Annotated in this window: 14 protein-coding genes; 5 read left to right on the forward strand and 9 right to left on the reverse strand. The window is 40.3% G+C overall.

The window, feature by feature from the left end:
• Nucleotides 1–70 precede the first annotated feature (70 nt).
• The 7 genes from AC27JL_RS17625 to AC27JL_RS17655 form a co-directional block, all read right to left on the reverse strand.
• Nucleotides 71–2,602 (reverse strand): TonB-dependent receptor plug domain-containing protein, encoded by a 2,532-nt coding sequence (locus tag AC27JL_RS17625; RefSeq protein WP_487196221.1) that lies wholly within the window; start codon nucleotides 2,600–2,602, stop codon nucleotides 71–73.
• 291 nt (nucleotides 2,603–2,893) lie between these two features.
• Complete coding sequence (locus AC27JL_RS17630; protein WP_487196222.1) at nucleotides 2,894–3,739, reverse strand: DUF4198 domain-containing protein; 846 nt, start codon at nucleotides 3,737–3,739, stop codon at nucleotides 2,894–2,896.
• Between the two features lie 35 nt (nucleotides 3,740–3,774).
• Nucleotides 3,775–4,284 carry a DUF2271 domain-containing protein gene (locus AC27JL_RS17635; RefSeq protein ID WP_006792520.1) on the reverse strand — a complete coding sequence of 170 codons (510 nt, stop codon included), beginning with the start codon at nucleotides 4,282–4,284 and terminating at the stop codon, nucleotides 3,775–3,777.
• Nucleotides 4,284–4,916: a PepSY-associated TM helix domain-containing protein gene (locus AC27JL_RS17640; protein ID WP_487196223.1), complete on the reverse strand. Its 633-nt coding sequence runs from the start codon at nucleotides 4,914–4,916 to the stop codon at nucleotides 4,284–4,286. The genes AC27JL_RS17635 and AC27JL_RS17640 overlap by 1 nt, the downstream gene beginning before the upstream one ends.
• A gap of 134 nt (nucleotides 4,917–5,050) precedes the next feature.
• Nucleotides 5,051–5,446, reverse strand: a complete 396-nt coding sequence (locus AC27JL_RS17645) for a YbaN family protein (protein ID WP_487196224.1) — start codon at nucleotides 5,444–5,446, stop codon at nucleotides 5,051–5,053.
• A 132-nt stretch (nucleotides 5,447–5,578) separates the two neighbouring features.
• Nucleotides 5,579–6,892 carry a porin gene (locus AC27JL_RS17650; protein ID WP_487196225.1) on the reverse strand — a complete coding sequence of 438 codons (1,314 nt, stop codon included), beginning with the start codon at nucleotides 6,890–6,892 and terminating at the stop codon, nucleotides 5,579–5,581.
• A 106-nt stretch (nucleotides 6,893–6,998) separates the two neighbouring features.
• On the reverse strand, nucleotides 6,999–7,481 hold the full coding sequence (locus AC27JL_RS17655; RefSeq protein WP_008131907.1) for a MarR family winged helix-turn-helix transcriptional regulator: 483 nt from the start codon (nucleotides 7,479–7,481) through the stop codon (nucleotides 6,999–7,001).
• 428 nt (nucleotides 7,482–7,909) lie between these two features.
• Between AC27JL_RS17655 and AC27JL_RS17660 the strand changes: the two genes are divergently transcribed.
• From AC27JL_RS17660 to AC27JL_RS17675, 4 genes are all read left to right on the forward strand, one after another.
• Nucleotides 7,910–8,761 (forward strand): D-hexose-6-phosphate mutarotase, encoded by an 852-nt coding sequence (locus AC27JL_RS17660; RefSeq protein ID WP_487196226.1) that lies wholly within the window; start codon nucleotides 7,910–7,912, stop codon nucleotides 8,759–8,761.
• A gap of 62 nt (nucleotides 8,762–8,823) precedes the next feature.
• The gene (locus tag AC27JL_RS17665; protein ID WP_058430050.1) at nucleotides 8,824–9,357 is read left to right on the forward strand and encodes a PH domain-containing protein; all 534 of its coding nucleotides are present in this window, start codon (nucleotides 8,824–8,826) and stop codon (nucleotides 9,355–9,357) included.
• Nucleotides 9,350–10,909 (forward strand): PH domain-containing protein, encoded by a 1,560-nt coding sequence (locus AC27JL_RS17670; protein WP_058430051.1) that lies wholly within the window; start codon nucleotides 9,350–9,352, stop codon nucleotides 10,907–10,909. Before AC27JL_RS17665 ends, AC27JL_RS17670 begins: the two co-directional genes overlap by 8 nt.
• A gap of 126 nt (nucleotides 10,910–11,035) precedes the next feature.
• Nucleotides 11,036–13,861, forward strand: a complete 2,826-nt coding sequence (locus AC27JL_RS17675) for a TolB family protein (protein ID WP_487196227.1) — start codon at nucleotides 11,036–11,038, stop codon at nucleotides 13,859–13,861.
• 66 nt (nucleotides 13,862–13,927) lie between these two features.
• Here AC27JL_RS17675 and AC27JL_RS17680 read toward each other — a convergent pair whose 3' ends face one another.
• On the reverse strand, nucleotides 13,928–15,079 hold the full coding sequence (locus tag AC27JL_RS17680) for a tetratricopeptide repeat protein (protein WP_039038180.1): 1,152 nt from the start codon (nucleotides 15,077–15,079) through the stop codon (nucleotides 13,928–13,930).
• Nucleotides 15,080–15,127: 48 nt separating this feature from the next.
• Nucleotides 15,128–16,261, reverse strand: a complete 1,134-nt coding sequence (locus tag AC27JL_RS17685) for a PepSY-associated TM helix domain-containing protein (protein WP_375276937.1) — start codon at nucleotides 16,259–16,261, stop codon at nucleotides 15,128–15,130.
• A gap of 284 nt (nucleotides 16,262–16,545) precedes the next feature.
• Between AC27JL_RS17685 and AC27JL_RS17690 the strand changes: the two genes are divergently transcribed.
• Nucleotides 16,546–17,160, forward strand: coding sequence for a SemiSWEET family transporter (locus AC27JL_RS17690; RefSeq protein ID WP_487196228.1), 615 nt, complete (start codon nucleotides 16,546–16,548; stop codon nucleotides 17,158–17,160).
• Nucleotides 17,161–17,173 lie beyond the last annotated feature (13 nt).

Consider the following 17,173-nt stretch of genomic DNA (forward strand, 5'->3'; position numbering starts at 1 on the left):
ACTAACTATTAATAAAAAGGATGCATAGCGCATCCTTTTTTGTTTTAACGACTGGTTTTAATTATACAAATTAAAAGCTGTAAGTAATGTTACCGTATAAAAAGCGGCCATCTAAACTGTACGGTGTATAGGGTGTGTACGGGAATATTTGGCTAAAGGTAGAGTAACCAATGTTATCGACCGTAGCTTGCGGGTATTGGTCAAATAAGTTATTGGCACCCAGTGCAAATTTCCATTCGTCATTAGGACGATATGCCACTTCTAAATCGGTTATCCATTTGGCGTCTAGGTATTCATCGCGATCGCTTGTTGTGGAAATATCAGCAACTTCACCGTAACGTGTTGCACGTAACGTTGTTTGCCATTCGTTAAAGTTCCACACGGCCGACAGATTCAGTTTGTTGTCTGGTGTGCCTTCTTCAAAACGACCTACTTCACGGCGTGCAAATACAACGTAGTCGTCTCCTAAAGAGTTTAGTTGTTCAGGATTATCGTCAACGTGTGTCACTTCGGTGTCGTTAAAGTTAGCCGCTGCGTTTAAGCGCACATCGCCAAAGTTATCTAACTGAAGTAGGTAAGTTGCAACAATGTCTACGCCTTGCGTGCGTGAGTCGATTGCGTTGGTAAAGTAGCGTACGCTTTCGGTATTTAACTCACCAGCATCCGTTAAAATTTGTTGTACTGCGGCACCGCTTAAATTTTCAGAGAGCACAATACGGTCATCAATATCAATACGGTAGGCGTCAACCGTTAAGCTAAAGTTACCTTGGGTGTATACAAAGCCAGCAGTTAAATTAACTGAGTCTTCAGCGTCTAACTGTTTTCCGCCAAGGGCTTGCGCTGCGGGTGCATCTGTTGGGAATAGGCCTACTTCAAACGCTTGGTTGTTTTCAAGTACGGTTGAAATTTGGCGATACGAGCTTTGTGCAAGCGATGGTGCACGGAAACCTGTGCTAATTGCCCCACGTAGCGATAAGTTTTCGTTTACGCTGTAACGTGTTGCAAGCTTTGAGATAAAGGTGTTGCCAAAGTCGCTGTAATCTTCGTAGCGGCTTGCTAAAACCATGTTCCAGTTGTCGGTTAGGTAGGTGTCAAACTCAACAAATAGTGCAACGTTATGGCGGCTTTCATCGGTTACGCTTTCTGGACCAAAACCCGAAAGTACCTGCGCGCCACCGGCAGCAATTGGGTTGCCATTGCTATCAAGTGCAGTAATGTAAGAGGCTTCTTCACCCTGTTCTATTTTATAGCTTTCGTGGCGGTATTCAGCACCTAGAGTAAAAAACACGTCGTCAGGTAATCCTAAATCAAGGGTTGTGCTTGCATCACCATTGACTATAAATTGGTCATAAACTAGTGCGCCGTTATCAAATTCGGTGGGGCTGGTGGCACCCAAAGACGTATTTAAGCTATTTACAACGCCTAATGAAAAGTCGTTGCGGCCATAGTTGGTACTTACATCCCATGTCCAGTCGCCCGTTTCACCTTCTAGACCTAGGGCAAATGAGTAATCTTCAACATCGGTTTCAATTTGCGGTAAAAAGCCATCTGGGTAAAGTGCTAATACGTTGCGGCTGTCTTGCGCACGGCGGTAAAAGCCACCTGAGTTACCTTCTCGTTTTGAGTAGCTACCAAATGAATACAGGTTTAGGCTGTTATCTAGCTCGTAACCCATATTGTAAAATAAAGCGTAATCTTCAAGGTCAGCTTTACCAAAACGATGGTTGTAACGGTCAATAGTAAATTCGCGCGGGTCTAGGCTGCCATCGTCAAGGCGGCTATATTGCTCGCGAGGATCAAAACCAGAGCGTTGTGTTGGGCTGTTATCGCGGTATTCAATCGATAGATTTACAAAGCCGCTGTCTGATAATGCAAATCCAGAGTTAGCGCTAATTGTGCGTGTGGCGCCATCGCTAATTTCGCGGTCATCACCCAGGTTAAATGCAAGGTCGCCGTTTGCATCTGCGTAGGTGCTTTCTAAGTTCGGTGCGCCCGCCATTTGTGTATCGTATTCACCATAGGTTACGCTTACACTGCCGCCTTCAGAGGCATCCTTTAAAACAATATTAATCACCCCAGCAATGGCATCAGAGCCGTATTGCGCTGCAGCGCCATCGCGAAGTACTTCTACGCGCTTAATGGCTGATGTAGGGATCATGTTTAAATCTACCGCAGTAGATCCTCTACCTACAACACCTGCTAAGTTTAAAAGCGCGCCAGAGTGACGGCGTTTACCATTGATAAGCACTAAAGTGTGATCGGGCGCTAAGCCGCGCAGTACAGCAGGTTTTGCGTGGTCTGTTCCATCACCTAAAGTGGCACTTGGAAAGTTAAAGCTAGGCACTTGGTTGGCAAGAACTTGGCTGATTTCAAGTTGACCTGTGCTTGCCATGTCGCTGCTAGTAATAATATCTACTGGCACTGAGCTTTCAGCAATACTTCGCAAACTACGGCGAGTCCCTGTTACTGAGATTACTTCTATATTCTCTTGTGCTTGGGTATCTTGTTCTGCCGCATTAGCTGTAACGAAAGAGCTGCTAAGTGCAGAGGTTACGGCCAAGCTAAGTGCTAATTTATTAGCTGATAAACGCTTAAAAGTCATTTATGTTCCTTAAGAACGTCGTTGTTTTGGTGAGTTTGAAAAAGGAGCGAATCATATAGAAGCGCTCAGCTACGTGCAAAGATAAAAACCATCTATGTTATTCACGTTTTTAATAAGTAAGGCCACTGTTTACGTACGTTACAGACGGTTAGATCGTTACTGTTGTAATCTTGTGGCGAATGGTTGCGAAATCAATAAAAGTAAAAGAGAGATTGAAAAAAAGTGATAGGCATAAAAAAGCCAAGTTAAAAACTTGGCTTAGAAAATACGTTTAAATAAATGCCTAAAAAATTACTCAGGCGCAACTTCAAGTGTTGTAAATAATGCATAACGACCTGAGTCTACGCCCTCTTCATTTACATCAACTTCAGTGGCGGTTTCAATCAAATAGATACCCGGTGCGTTCCATGTTGTTGTAAAGAAGCCGTTTTTATCGGTGGTTACTTTTACTTCGCCACGTTCGTTGCGGTAGCGAGTATCACCTCTTAAAATATTTACTTCAATACCTTCGCCTGCAGGCTTCCCGTCTTGTAGTAATTGAAAACGCGCTTGCTCGCCTACAAATAAATCGTTTGGATGGGTTGGGCCACTTAGTTCAAGGCCTAAACCTAATAATGCAGGCTTAGATGTACCGTTACGGCTTACAAACGTGTCTACCGTTGAAATCATTTTAGTGGTGCGTACGCCTTGAGCGTTGCTAGGTAATTTAGCGTCTGTTTTTTTGCCAAATACACGTTTGCGTTTACCTTCTTCATCTTTATAAAAGGTCATGTACATTGGCTTTTGTGTCATTGCAATGTGGTAGGTGCCCTGTTCAGTTAAACTAACTGCGGCTGAGCTTTTGCGTTTTAAGTAATAAGCACGAATAGTGTCGCTAACCGGCTCGCCGTTTGGCATAAGCGCCATGAGTAATGTGTCGTCCCATTGAGCGTCTTTCTCTTTTGGCTTAAAGGCTTTGTCGGGGGCAAACATTTCGTTAGAAATACTCGCATCAATCATTACATAATGCGCTTTATCCCCAGAAAGTGAGGTGTGTGATGGTAATAACCAACGGCCATGTGCGCTGGCTGATGTAGATACCAGCGCTGATAAGCTAAGTGCGCCAATTAATGCTGTTTTTAATAAATTAATTTTCATTTTTCTGTCCTTTAAATTCGAATTATAAATAGCTACTACTTAGCGTTTACGGTAACAAAACTGGTTGAAAACTCTTTTTTACCATCGATGGTAATTTTACCTGGCTTTGTTAAATCGAGTTCGAGGCGTTTGTAATCACGGCCTCCTTCTTCACGAACAACTTCAATATTTAAAAGGTATTTACCAGGTGCTACGGCGTTGCCGTCTAAATCTTTACCTTGCCAATCAATTGTATAAGTACCAGCGCGCTTAGTGGCGCCACTTATACCGTCAAAGTTAATATTGGTTTTACCTGCTTTACGCCACCATTGACGTAAGTCTTTAAACCATTCAGCTTTTTGAACCCAAAGTGCAAGCGTTGTTACGTGTTTGCGCTCTGGTGTTTCTAGCCACACAGCAACGTACGGTCGATGATAAGGTTGTACATCAAGGTCGGGTAGGGTGAGTTCAATCTCTAGCTGTGGCGTTTGTGCCTGAACCGTTGTTTGAAATAGTGCGGCAACCATTAATAATGCTGCGCTAAATACAGTACTAACTTTTAACATTAAGACACTCCTTTAATTTGTGGTACCCAGCATAAATAAATAACCAATGGCGTTGCGATGCCTAAAACGGTTATCCATATACCTGCTAAGCGTTTTTTTCTGTTTTGAAACAAAATAATCATGCCGGTGATGGCAAAAATAATCATCAATACCGCTGAGATATCAATTACCCAGCTCCACACTTCACCGGTGTAGCGACCTTTATGTAAATCGCCAATAAGGCTTAAAAAGCCGCCTGTTTGGTAATCGAGGTTTAGCTCGCCAGTTGTAAAGTCAAGCTCAGCGTAAGCAAAACCGGCCGGAAGGGGATAGTCGAGCATGACAAGTGCGTCTTCTTTTTCCCATTCAATACTTTTTACCTTGGTGAGTGAGTATTGTGTAGCTAGATAGGCTTCTATTTCTGGGTAAAGCAAAGGCAGTGTATTTAGCTGTGCGTTGGCTTTAGTTACAAGCTCAGCTGGAATAGTTGCGGTGACTTGCCCGTTACTTTTATCGTTTTTAAGCCAGTCAACATGGTTAAGTACAATACCGCTAACGCAAAATAGAATGAGTAAAAAAAACAAAGCGGTAGAAATATAAATATGTAGGGCACGGCTTGTACTGTACAAAGCTCGCTTATTAATAAACGACATAAATAATTTAATGTAATAAAATTTATTACATGATAATGATTTGCATTACTTATTACAAATTTACTTACGTAACTTTACATTAATATTTTAAATAACCTGAATTCAGGCTAAATGTTAGTGCGTTTAAACGAGGTTTAGTGCTGAGGGGGTTGTGAGGGTCTTAAAATAAGGTAAATCATAACCGCAATTTCTATTGCTGCTACAAGGTATACAACCCAAATAGGTGCTGTTGAATTAAGTAAAAGTATAAAGCCAGTAAGCATACCAATAGCGGCAAAGTACTTAGCTTTGGTTGGTACCACTTTATGAGCTTGCCATTGCTGCAAGGTAACACCATAGCGAGGGTGATTAAGTAACCAATTTGCAAGTGCAGGTGATGAGCGAGTAAAACAAGTGAGCGCCAAAATAAAAAATATAGTCGTGGGCATGACCGGAAGCATAATGCCTACAATGCCTAGCGCCACTAAGGTTAAGCCTAGCATTTTTAACCCTACATTTTTATAACAGATAAGTGACGATTTTATATTCATTGACGGCGCTATAGTGAGTGGCGACTAATTTAAAGTGTAGGCCAATTTTACATTTATTATAAAGCTAAAACGCTATTCCAATAAAAAAGGACATACCCAGTATGCCCTTTTTTGTAGACTAAACAGTAGTTATTAAAAATAATAACCAATGTTTATATTAAAGCGTTTTTCTGTTTCGCTGCTGTCACCGGCAATCGATCCACCAACGAAAGGTTGGTTTTTAGCATGTACAAAATCAAAGTAGGTAAACAAGCCGCCAGCGGCTACAGAAACACCCGTCACGTTCATCCACGTATCTGCGCTGCTGTCAGATTTATCGTAGATAATCCCGTAATCGTTATAAAATTGTAGGCCTGTCACTGGGCCCCACTCAACTGGCATACTGTAAGCGATGTTTGCATTGGTCATGGTTGCTTCTGCGGCAATACTGTCGTAAAACGAGTAAGCACCTACGGCCATACGATCAATATTATCTATGTCGTAGTTGTATTCACCATGTTGAAGCTGAAAGTTCCATGCATCAATATTGCTATTTAGGTGCATAGCCCATGCATAATAGTCGCCTGCGCGGTCATTACCGTCATGTAACCCGCCAGATAACGCAGAAAAACCTAACTCGGTTGTGCCGCCGTCATGTTCAAAATGGTAACCGTAACGGCCCGAAAACGTATTGTATTCGCCTATTTGGGTTACAGGTTCTGCGTAAATGCCGTCTTCTGGGGCTCTTACGCCAACTACATCGTATGAATAGCGATCGCTGCGGTTGTCAACGTAGCCATCTACGCCACCAAGCTCATCGTTTTTGAAAAAGCCGAGATCTAATTGCCAGTTATCTGCAATTTTACGTTTAAACATGATGCCTAAATCGTGATCATCTTCTAAACCGATGTAATAGGTGGTGTTAAAAAACCAGTTGTGCGAATTATAAGGCCAGTTACCAAAGGGTACTTTGGTGATACCTGCTTGTACTTGCCAATCGTCTGCAAAATCGTACGCTGCATAAGCATATTTTACTGCGGTCATGTAATCAAAAAAGCGAATTTCTGCGTTAAGAATAACGTCGCCTACATCACCAGAAAAATTAAGTCTAAAAACGTCAAAATCGAAGTCGCCGCCGCGGTCTTCGTTATCGTCATCATACGATGCATAACTAAAGTTAGTACGAATAGCACCGCCTACCTTTATGCCGCTGCTTTTTTCTTTCGGCGCTTCTGCCACCACAACGTTTTGGTCAGCTTTTTTCTCGATAAGTGCAACTTGCTCTTGGTGTTTTTCGTTAATTTTTTGCTGTTTAGATTTTTCTTCAACTAGTTTTTGTTCAAGCAGCTTCATTTGCTGCTGTAGTTGTTTTAATTGACTTTGAAGCGTGTCGATATCGGTGGCGTAAGAAGTACTCGAAACACTACCTAAAATAAATGCGAGCGATAATTTTGAGAGTTTGGTCATATTAGCTGCTTCTTTTCGTTTGGTTAAAAATAAAAACCCAAGATATTAATAACACCTTGGGTTAAGAGCTTAGTACAAAACCATTATATTTTTTATTGTTCGTTTTTTATTCTTTAGGCGCTTGTGTAAGTGCGCCCACTTCAAGTAAGGGAGATGCATCTAATTTGTCTGCATCCATCATTGCTGCTATGCGCTGCATAGAGGAAAGTAACAAAGATTGCTCCCATTCAGCCAGGCCAGAAAACTTTTCTATAAAGTGTTCTTGTAATGGTTGAGGGGCTTTAAGTAGTAATTCTTTCCCTTTTTCGGTGAGGTGTAAGCTCACTCGACGTTTATCCATTTGGCTTCGAACGCGCGTAACCAGATCTCTGCTTTCAATTCTGTCGAGAATATTAGTTACGGTCGCTGGACTTAAATTTACATTTTGCGCAATGCGGCTAGCAGTGATGCCATCAGTTTGAGACACTTCGTGCATTATAAGCAGTTGTGGGCCAGTTAAGCCGGCTGTTTTATTAAGTTGCTTTGAATGTAAATCAATCGCTCGGATCACTTTACGTAAAGATACCAATAACTCGTCATATTTTTGCATGTGTTTATCTCGTCGAAAAGCGATGCTTTGCCATAATCGCGAAATGTTACACATCAAATAAATTGAATTCAAATTAAAAATTTAATTTTTTACTGCTGTTACTCGTTTTTATTAATTAGAGTAGAAACTAATTTACCTTAAAGCAAGCCCCCTTTAATTAAGGGTGTTTAATAGGTGGGAATGCTTAGTTAAGCATTTTAGCTACGTTTGAACTATTAAATACACTGCTCAAATTGCTTTTTTACGATTCATTTTATGCGTTTAGTGTGTAATTAATTAAATTATAGATTAAGTAAGTGCATGATATACAACTATCAATATGCTCACAATGATTGTCTGAATAAGCAAAAACTTATTTGCTTGGTTTATACTTTACGTTATATGTAAGAGTATTGAACGTTGTGATTATTAATATTAAAGGGAAAGGCATGAAATTATCGCCATCAGTGAGCATTGAACACACCGAAACCGGTCTTGAATTTATTAATATTGAAAGTGATTTGTGCGATGCAAAAATATTTTTGCAAGGTGGTCAAATTACGCAATTTACACCTAAAGGTAAGCAACCTCTTATTTGGGTGTCGGGTAATGAAACGTTCTCAGAAGGCATGAGTATTCGCGGTGGTATTCCTATTTGTTGGCCTTGGTTTGGGACACATGCTAACGGTGGTTGGCCCGCACACGGTTTTGCCCGAACCAGCTTGTGGCAAGCTGATGAGGTTAATGAAACTGAGGAATGTATTACTGTGAGCTTAAAACTACCCATGAAGTTGGTGAACGCTGAATATTGGGCGCATCAGTCGGCATTGAAGGTGGAATTTGTTTTAAGTGATTCGCTTGAGGTGAGACTAACCACAACAAACTTAGGCGATACGGCGTTTAGCTATACACAAGCGTTGCATACATATTTTCCAACGTCAGATATTACTAATACACACGTTGACGGCTTACAAGGCGCGCAATATATTGAATTTGCTGAAGGACCTTTTACGCAACAAGCGGTTGTTGGATTTGAACGTGAAACCGATATGGTTTACACCCAAGCCACACCTATTCAATATATAAATACGCCCGAAGGCGTTATTAAAGTTGGGCGAGCAAACTCTAGTTCGTGTGTGCTTTGGAATCCGTGGATTGAAAAATCAAAGCGCTTGTCTAATTTTGCTGACGATGAATACAAAACCATGTTATGCCTAGAAGCCGCCAATGTATTAGATGATGCTGTTACTCTTGCACCACAGCAAAGCCACACGTTGGTAACATCTATAGAATGGGCATAATTAGATATGCCTAATTAGGCTTTGTGTACGAATAAAATAATAAAAACAGTATAGGAAATAGTGTGTTTAACAATCAGCAAATAACGGATTTACCACAGCATAAAAACATTGAATTTAAAGCGCTTGCCGATAAAGCATTGCTGCATGCACAACTTAACTGGTTAGTGTTTTATATTCCCTTTAGCGCAATATTAGCCGCAATTTGTTACTTCAACGAAAATTTTGCGAATAACGCGCAAACGTACTTATTAATTGGTATGCCTATTTTAATTCTCACTTCTATGCTTTACAGCGTTGCGAGCATTAAATTGCAAGGTGTGGCTATGCGTCAGCACGACATTGCGTTTAAAAAAGGAATTATTTGGCAGCGGGTTACTATTTTACCGCTAGCGCGCGTACAGCACATTGAAATACACCGCGGCCCTATTGAGCGAAAGCTGGGTTTAGCCAGTTTAAAATTGTATAGCGCCGGTGGTATGAGTGCCGATTTGCAAGTAAGCGGGCTTACACACACGGATTGTAAAAATATGCGCCAGTTTGTTCAAGATTACCGCCAAGAGCAAACGTCTACTCAGGCTGTACCAGCCGATGAGTGATTTTACACCTCATACTACACAAACGGGTGCTGGCCAGACGCAATTGTGGCAAAAGGTATCGCCTTGGGCACTTGTGTATTTTGTTGTCCATTTTGGTGTGCGTTTTGTGCGTGACGGTATATTTAACCTATTACCGCTTGGCTTTGTATTTGTTACACAAGTAGAAAACAAACTCTTCTGGGGGCAAATTGCAGCAGCAGTGGCTGTAAGTGCTTTGCTTTTATACTCGGTTTTATATTACAGAAACTTTAGGTTTTGTATTTCAAGCGATAACGAAATACTACTCAATAAAGGTGTTTTTAAAAAAGAACGTTTAACGCTTAAATTTGAGCGAGTACAAAATGTAAATATTGCTGAGCCTTTTTACTTTAAACCAGTAACGTTGGTTAATTGTATTTTTGATGCGGCAGGTAGCGCGGCTCAAGAAGCTGTATTGCCGGGCGTAACCCAAGGTTACGCAGAGCAAATGCGAAAGCAAATATTTGCTTATAAGGCCCAGCAGCAACTTGAGCCAGACAGCGAAGTAGAAACAGACGAGGCTACTGAGCAAAGTAGTTTGTTTATTTCAAACAAAGAAATAGCCAAGTTTGGTTTAATGTCAAACATGGCTATTTTAGCGCTAGCCGCCATTGCACCACTCATAAATGTGGTAGCCGATGTGCTTGAAAAGCAATTAATCACAAAAGTAGAAGGGTTTTATGAGCAAGAACTTGGTCTTGTAGCCAGTGCAGCGTTATTTGCTATATTCACAATGTTTGTACTTGTGGTGCTTATTGCTGTTTTGCTTTCGGTGGGAATGTCGCTGATTCGGTTTTATAATTATCAGCTTTATTTTAAAGGTAAAAAGTTTAAACGCATTGCCGGTTTATTAGAGCGCCACCAGTTATCGATGAGCTTAGACAAAGTGCAGTCGATTGTCATTAAGCAAAATATTATTGCCCGGTTACTTAAGCGCTTTACCGTTGAATTTTTGCAAGCGAGTAGCGGTGGTGCAATGGCGGGTATGGCCGCTAAAAAAAATAAACAAACCTTAGTTTTACCTGTGTTAAATAACGAGCAAGTAAACAGCGTATGCCAGTGGATTTACCCGTGGTTTAACAACAGCGCACTGGCATTTAAGCAGGCAGAGCGAGCACTTTGGTATAAAAACTTAGTCTTGTATGCATTGTTACCTAGCTTACTTGTGGCTGTTTTTTGTTATTTTAATGAGTTTAATTACTTTATCAGCGTGGGTGTGCTTGTTGTATTTGCAGGCTTGGTTACCTTGTCGTATCAACGTTATGGTTACTATTTACATGAAGATGATGGCCGATTTTACATGGTTGTGCGTAAAGGCATGATTGGCGTACATTATCGCGTGTTTGAACTATATAAAGTACAAAGTGCTAGTAGCGAAAGTACCTATTTAATGCGGAGATCAGGATTGAAAAGCCTGTATATACAACTTGCTCATGGCTTTGCGTTTATGCCATACATAAAAGAGCAAGACGCTGATTTTGTGATTGATTTTACGCTTAAACAGGCTGAGTCAGACACTCGTAGTTGGATGTAATTTCTGCAAACAATAAAGTATGTGCGAAAACACATTTGCACATGCTTTATTACACTTTTTTACTGCAAACTCAGTGAGTTTAATAATACTCTAAGCATTATTGAAAATGCTACTTAAGGGATTATTGTGAAAAAGTCACTCATTGCCTCAGCTTTGTTGCTCGCTGCCCCCGCGTTCGCTGCGGATTGGCAAACCATTCATACCGAGCATTTTAATGTGCACTACAGCATTGAGCATATTGATTTTGCTAAATCGACCGCGGTTGAACTTGAAATTGTTCGCACGAAAGTGCTTGAACAACAAAATCGTGCACTCGATGAAATAGTCGATGTTGTCGTGTTTGACCCCTTAAATGCGGCGAACGGGTTTGCCTTGCCTACATCAAGCAACCCAGTAATGGCACTTTTTACTACCCCACCGCAGTCTGATACGGTGATTTCAAACAGTTCTGGTTGGCAGCAGTTACTGGTGTTGCACGAATACATTCATTTAGTGCATTTGGCCCAGCCTACACGCAACCACTGGCAGCAAAAAGTGCGCGGTTTGTGGGATATTTACGATTTAACCTACAGTGATACGCCGCGCTGGGTTGCTGAAGGGTATGCAACGTTAATTGAATCTAAAATGACCGGACGAGGGCGCTTATTTGATAATTACTCTGAGTCGATATTACGTGAATTTGCTCAACAAGGTGCGCTACCAACCTATGGGCAATTGAATAGTGATAATGGTTTTATGGGTGGCTCTATGGCCTATTTGATGGGCAGTCGGTTTTTATATTGGCTAGAGCAAACATTTTCTGAGCAAATACTTGATAGTGTATGGACCCGAATGCAGGCGGTTAAGTCGCGTGATTTTGATGAAGCATTTGAAGGTGTGTTTGGCCAAAGTGCGGCGAAGTTATATCGCCGTTTTATTGCTGAATATACGTATAAGGCCATGCAGCAAGAGCAAGGAGAGCAACCACTCAATAGTGAGTTATGGCTAGAGCTTGATTTATACGCAAGCACTCCAGCACTTTCACATGATGGCAGTAAGCTTGCAATAGTTGAGCGTGATGTAAAGCGTAATACTAAGCTCGTTATTTATAGCACCGAAGATAACACCAAAGCGATGGAGAGCTTTGAAAAGGCACAAAATGAGTTAATTAAGCAAGACCCACTCGATATACCAGATACGCCACCGAGCGTGTTTAAGCGTGAACAAAAACAAGTGCTTAATCAAATAAACCGGGCAGGTATAGCCAACCCTCAATGGGTAAATAGCACGACGCTGTATTTTAATGCTTATAGTACTGAAGAGTCGGGTATTTATAATCGGGTGTCTGATATATTTAGCTATAACATTGAAACCGGCAACATAGAAAAGCTAACTGAGTTTGCAGGGCTAAGACGCTTTAATGCAACAAGCGACGGTAAAGCAGTGTATGCAGAGCAAATACGTGATGGCTATTCTGAATTAGTAAAAGTAGATATTAATACCGGCACCATAACGCCGTTGTTCAAAAAAAGCTTAAATACTGCATACGATTACCCCACGCTTAGCCCCGATAATAAAAAATTAGTTTATTTATCAGCTTCTTTAAACGAAAACTGGCAAATGTATATACAAGATGTTGATGGTGGTATTAGCCAGCCTGTACCTATGCCAAACGGGTATCAATATTTAACCCAACCTAGCTTTAGTGACAATGGCGAATCAATCTATTTTGTTGCGGGATTAAATAAAACGACTGATATTTATAATTACCATATAGCCAGTAATACCCTAAAGCGTTTAACACATGGGCAAGAAGCGGTTGCTCACCCCATTGAAATGCAAGATGAAACGCTGCTTTATTTATCGATTAATGCCGACGGCCCTGATGTAAAAAGCCTAGCGAATACCAGTATTAAAACGACGGTGACCGATTTAGCTGCTAATAGCAAAGCCCCGCTATTAATGGTTAATGAGCACACATTGCCAGAGGCTAAAGTATACACGCAAGAGGCTGGCGAACAGCGCGATTATGCAATATTTGATCAGCATGCAACCTTTGCGTTGGGTTCTCAGTATTATTCTGCATCGACCAGCTTATTAAGTATGGGTATTAAAAGCAGTGATTTATTAAAGCAGCTAGACCTGCAAGCCGGTTATAGCATTGACTTAAACGATGATGCATTACATGGCGGGTTTGTAAACGCTAAATATAATGCGCTTGATGTTAAGTTTAAACTCGCTTTGTATGACTACAACTTAGATACCTCACGGCAATATCAAGCTTTAAGCCCAAGCAATTTAAATAACGAAATAGATGCTCTTGGTGGGTTTGTAGCAATGAGCTATCCACTTAAGTTTGGCCAATTAAGCTTAACCCCTGAGCTTGCTTATAACTATACTGATTACAAACAAAGCCATACTCGTTGGACGCGTGTCGGTTTTGCTCAACGTTGGCAATATGACCGCCAAACGTTTGCTATAGGACAACGTGTTAATGCTCGTTGGTACGAAGGTAAAGGTGAAAACAATTGGCAAGGTTATGACCTCGATGCGAGCATATTTGGTAAGGTGTATAACGCTCCTTTGTACATTAACTTTACACAAAAGCAGCGAGACGATGCACGCCTTGCGCTAGGCGGGTTTAACTCAAACCTTATAAACCAACACTACAATAGCGAATTTGTGCTTGCTGCTGATCTGCCTTTTTATAGTGCAACTGCCGAGCGTTACCAAGGATATGGCGGCGGAGTTACTTATAAAGAAGGTATGCCATGGCTTTATTACACTCAGCATCAATTAGATGACAGCGTTTATGCACAAAGTTACGGTTTAAAATATCAAGGTGACTTTAGCTTTGGCATGGGGCCTGCGGGTGTTAACGATTTAACATTTAATGTGGGTGTGTCGCGTGTTGAGGGCAGCAGCTTTGATGATGAAATGCGTGCATGGCTGAGCTTTTATTATTCGCTTTAAATAAATTTAATGAGCTTAGTTGAACTGTGGGTAGTAAATCGATTAACCACAGTTCAATTTAGCCTGCTATTTATATTGTAGCGACAACAATTTGGCTTGATATACGTCTAGCTTTTTATCGTCTCGTTCGTATTCAATTGCTTTTTTGAGAAGTCGCTTTGAACGCTCGGTTTTACCTTGCTGGTAGCGAACTTTAGCAAGTTCTAGATACAACTCAGAGATATAGGGGGCTTTAAATAAAGCGAGTTCTAAGTGGTCTTTTGCTCGATTAATATAACCGGTTTGTAATTCGTTTTTTGCTAGAGCAAGCAGTTCATAAGGATCTCTTTCTTTGTAATTTAATTGGCTGGTTAGTTGCTCTACAAGTACAGTTTTACCAAGTTGTTTAGCTAATAGTTGATAGTTATTAACTAAATTGACGCTCGATAAATTATTGTTTATTGCTGTTTCGTAAATTACTTCTGCGTTTTTTAAATCTCCCGCACGGCGATGTAACATACCCGCCATGTTAAAAAGCTCAGGATCATTCGGGGTAAATTTATTGGCTTGTAAAATAAAAGAATAAGCAGCGTTAAGATTTTCTTCAGCAAATGCTTTAGCTGCTAAGTTGCCATAAAACTTCGCCACTAAGTCATTGTAGCTGGCGCTGCCAGAATAAAAACTACCGCGTGTAGGAAAATAATCAATCAGGGTACCTGGTCGAAAAACTTGAATAACGTTATCTTTTTTCTCAACTTTTGGTGCATATACCATGGTTCTGAAATGATTAGCTACATAGACCATTCCACTTTCTTTTGCGTACACAGGTTCACTAGTAACTTCTTGAAAGCTGGTTTCTAGCCCCAGCGCATTTGCATAACTTTGTGTAAGAACCGCTAAACTAATACAGTTGCCGTGTGCGCGAGTCAGAGTTTGCGAAGAAGTTAATGTGTCACCATGGTAACTAAAATCGCTAAGTTGGTTTTCTAAATAGTTGTAAATAATACGATCGGTTCTAACACCATTTAGTTGCTGCTGGTCGGCATAAGCTAAAAAGCGTTTTTTTTCGGCGTTTGGCAATTCAAAAATACTCAACTCGCTGGGAGTGTCTATTTGTTTAAAGCGGGTGTGATTAATAAGCGCAGTAAGCTGGGGTTGCTCAACTGTAGGCGTTGTTGGAGTGCTTTTACATGCACTTAAAAATACCAAAAATAATGTAACTAATACTATAGATTTCATAAGCCACCTCAATGTGATTTTTAACATTACATTGAGGTGACTTTTTAATCAAGCGGTTATTGTTCGTTGTTTATTATGACGATTTTTTTGCGATTGTTTTTTACGTTTGCGGCGTGTGAACCATAAATAAAAGCCAGTAGCGCTTAGCCATAGTGGGCTTAGGCCTATAAAACTCCAAAGTATTTTACTTATTAGGCCAGCAAAGTAACCAAAATGAAGCTTACGAAAGCTGTCTAGCACTTTCCAGCCAAGACCTACTTGGCGTATATCCCAATTGGCAATATGCTCACCAGTGATTTTGTTATACGAAACGGTATTAGCGTATTCACTTGCCAGTGGGTTATTAGAATTTACTTCACCAAATACAGTAATGTTGTCATCAGGCTCTAATGGCATAACCAAGTAAGTGCTGTTGAACGTGGCTATTTGTCGCTTGCTGTCATCTAAAATATCTTGGAAGGAAACATTTTTGCTATACAGGTTTTTGGTTAGGGCATGATGTTCTTCTTCAGCGTGTTCAAGTACTTCGTGATACCAAACGGCACCATTAAAATATCCACCGGTTATAGCTAAAACAATTAAAATAGGTGAGCCAATAACACCAGTCATTTTATGAATATCACTTAATACGATTTGTAATGTTGCGCGCCAACGCACGGTAAATAGGCGTTGCCAAAACTTTCGGTAAATAATGAGGCCGGTTATTCCAAGCACCAATAAAAATAAAGCAAAAAAGAACCCCAAAACGGTGCCTGTTTGGCCTGGTAAGCTTTTTAAATCATTGAGTAAAAAGGTGTAATGGAGTTCTAAAAACCAATCTGTAAAATAATGGCTCGTTCCCACGGGAGTTGACAAAATATCACCAGTATATTGATTTAAATGAAATTTATACCAAACTTGCGACTCGCGCTCGATTAAGTAAACCCGATCAGCAGTATCGTCGTTAAAAATTTCCCAGCTACCAATGACATACTCAGGGTAAGCGTTCTGAGTGATGGAAATTAACTCATCCATATTCAAACGTTCAGGTTGAGTGCTAATCACAAAATGACTTTCGGGCATAAGTAAGCCATCTATCTCGCTTTTAAATACAAGCACACTGCCGGTAATACTTATTACAATTAATGGAATAATTGCAATGAGAGCAATCCAGCTATGAATTTTGAAAAGTGTTTTTCTCATGGGTTATTATTATCTAAATTATTCATATGCAAATGATATCAATTGTTATTTGTATTTAATAGTGGCAGTACAAGAATTCGGAAAACTGATAAACTGTGCACATTACATAACATATTTTGTAAATATAAGTTTCCAGTTCCTTGAAAGGGTTTTTGCTGTTTAGTTGAGTTAAATTAACTTCACTCTACAATGCCGCGCTCACAGTAAAAGCCTTTTAAAACAGATGTTTAATAAATGTTTTTATTAAGTAATTAAAGTAACCGTTATGTAACAGCGAGGTTGTTTTGGCGCACTATTTGCCTATTTTGTCTTCATTTATTTTACTTTTTAGCTTTTTACCATTGCTAAATAAAATTAGAAAAAACAGAAGTGTTTCTGGTTTATCTTTGCTGATGATGACATTTGGAGTCGCACAGAGTCTCTATTTCATAACGTATAACATTTATTTTGAGCGATACTTTATTGCTTTACCTTTTTTTGTAACAGGCGTATTGAGCGGCTTGATCTTGTACTTTTTTGCCCGTTACAACGCCGCAAAGCAAGAGCGGCTGCAATTAATACTCATGCTTGGCTTTTCGCTTATGCCTTTTTCGCTGTTATTAAGTCCAAACTTTGATACAGCATGGGTGCTCAACGCACTTACTTATGTAGGATTGGTGATGAGCTCAGTGCGTGTAATGCCACAAACCTACAAAACGCTGCGCACAGGTGATGTAAGTAATTTAAGTGCTCGTTACTTTAGTTTGCAGTTCATAGCGGGCATTTGTGGCTTAGTTGTTGAGTTAACTAATACCACACCAAGTACTTCACACTTGCTTATGTTTATCATGTTGTTGCTGACTAATGCCGTGCAATTTGGTTGCATGCAATATTATAAAATGCGACCAGTAATGGCTTAATGTTTTCATTTAT

The sequence above is a fragment of the Pseudoalteromonas sp. 4NS20-0020 genome (genome assembly GCF_057554385.1).

What these genes read in the sequence shown, in the direction of transcription:
- AC27JL_RS17625 (WP_487196221.1), bottom strand. Translation starts at nt 2,602, where the DNA reads ATGACTTTTAAGCGTTTATCAGCTAATAAATTAGCACTTAGCTTGGCC.
- AC27JL_RS17630 (WP_487196222.1), bottom strand. Translation starts at nt 3,739, where the DNA reads ATGAAAATTAATTTATTAAAAACAGCATTAATTGGCGCACTTAGCTTA.
- AC27JL_RS17635 (WP_006792520.1), bottom strand. Translation starts at nt 4,284, where the DNA reads ATGTTAAAAGTTAGTACTGTATTTAGCGCAGCATTATTAATGGTTGCC.
- AC27JL_RS17640 (WP_487196223.1), bottom strand. Translation starts at nt 4,916, where the DNA reads ATGTCGTTTATTAATAAGCGAGCTTTGTACAGTACAAGCCGTGCCCTA.
- AC27JL_RS17645 (WP_487196224.1), bottom strand. Translation starts at nt 5,446, where the DNA reads ATGAATATAAAATCGTCACTTATCTGTTATAAAAATGTAGGGTTAAAA.
- AC27JL_RS17650 (WP_487196225.1), bottom strand. Translation starts at nt 6,892, where the DNA reads ATGACCAAACTCTCAAAATTATCGCTCGCATTTATTTTAGGTAGTGTT.
- AC27JL_RS17655 (WP_008131907.1), bottom strand. Translation starts at nt 7,481, where the DNA reads ATGCAAAAATATGACGAGTTATTGGTATCTTTACGTAAAGTGATCCGA.
- AC27JL_RS17660 (WP_487196226.1), top strand. Translation starts at nt 7,910, where the DNA reads ATGAAATTATCGCCATCAGTGAGCATTGAACACACCGAAACCGGTCTT.
- AC27JL_RS17670 (WP_058430051.1), top strand. Translation starts at nt 9,350, where the DNA reads ATGAGTGATTTTACACCTCATACTACACAAACGGGTGCTGGCCAGACG.
- AC27JL_RS17680 (WP_039038180.1), bottom strand. Translation starts at nt 15,079, where the DNA reads ATGAAATCTATAGTATTAGTTACATTATTTTTGGTATTTTTAAGTGCA.
- AC27JL_RS17685 (WP_375276937.1), bottom strand. Translation starts at nt 16,261, where the DNA reads ATGAGAAAAACACTTTTCAAAATTCATAGCTGGATTGCTCTCATTGCA.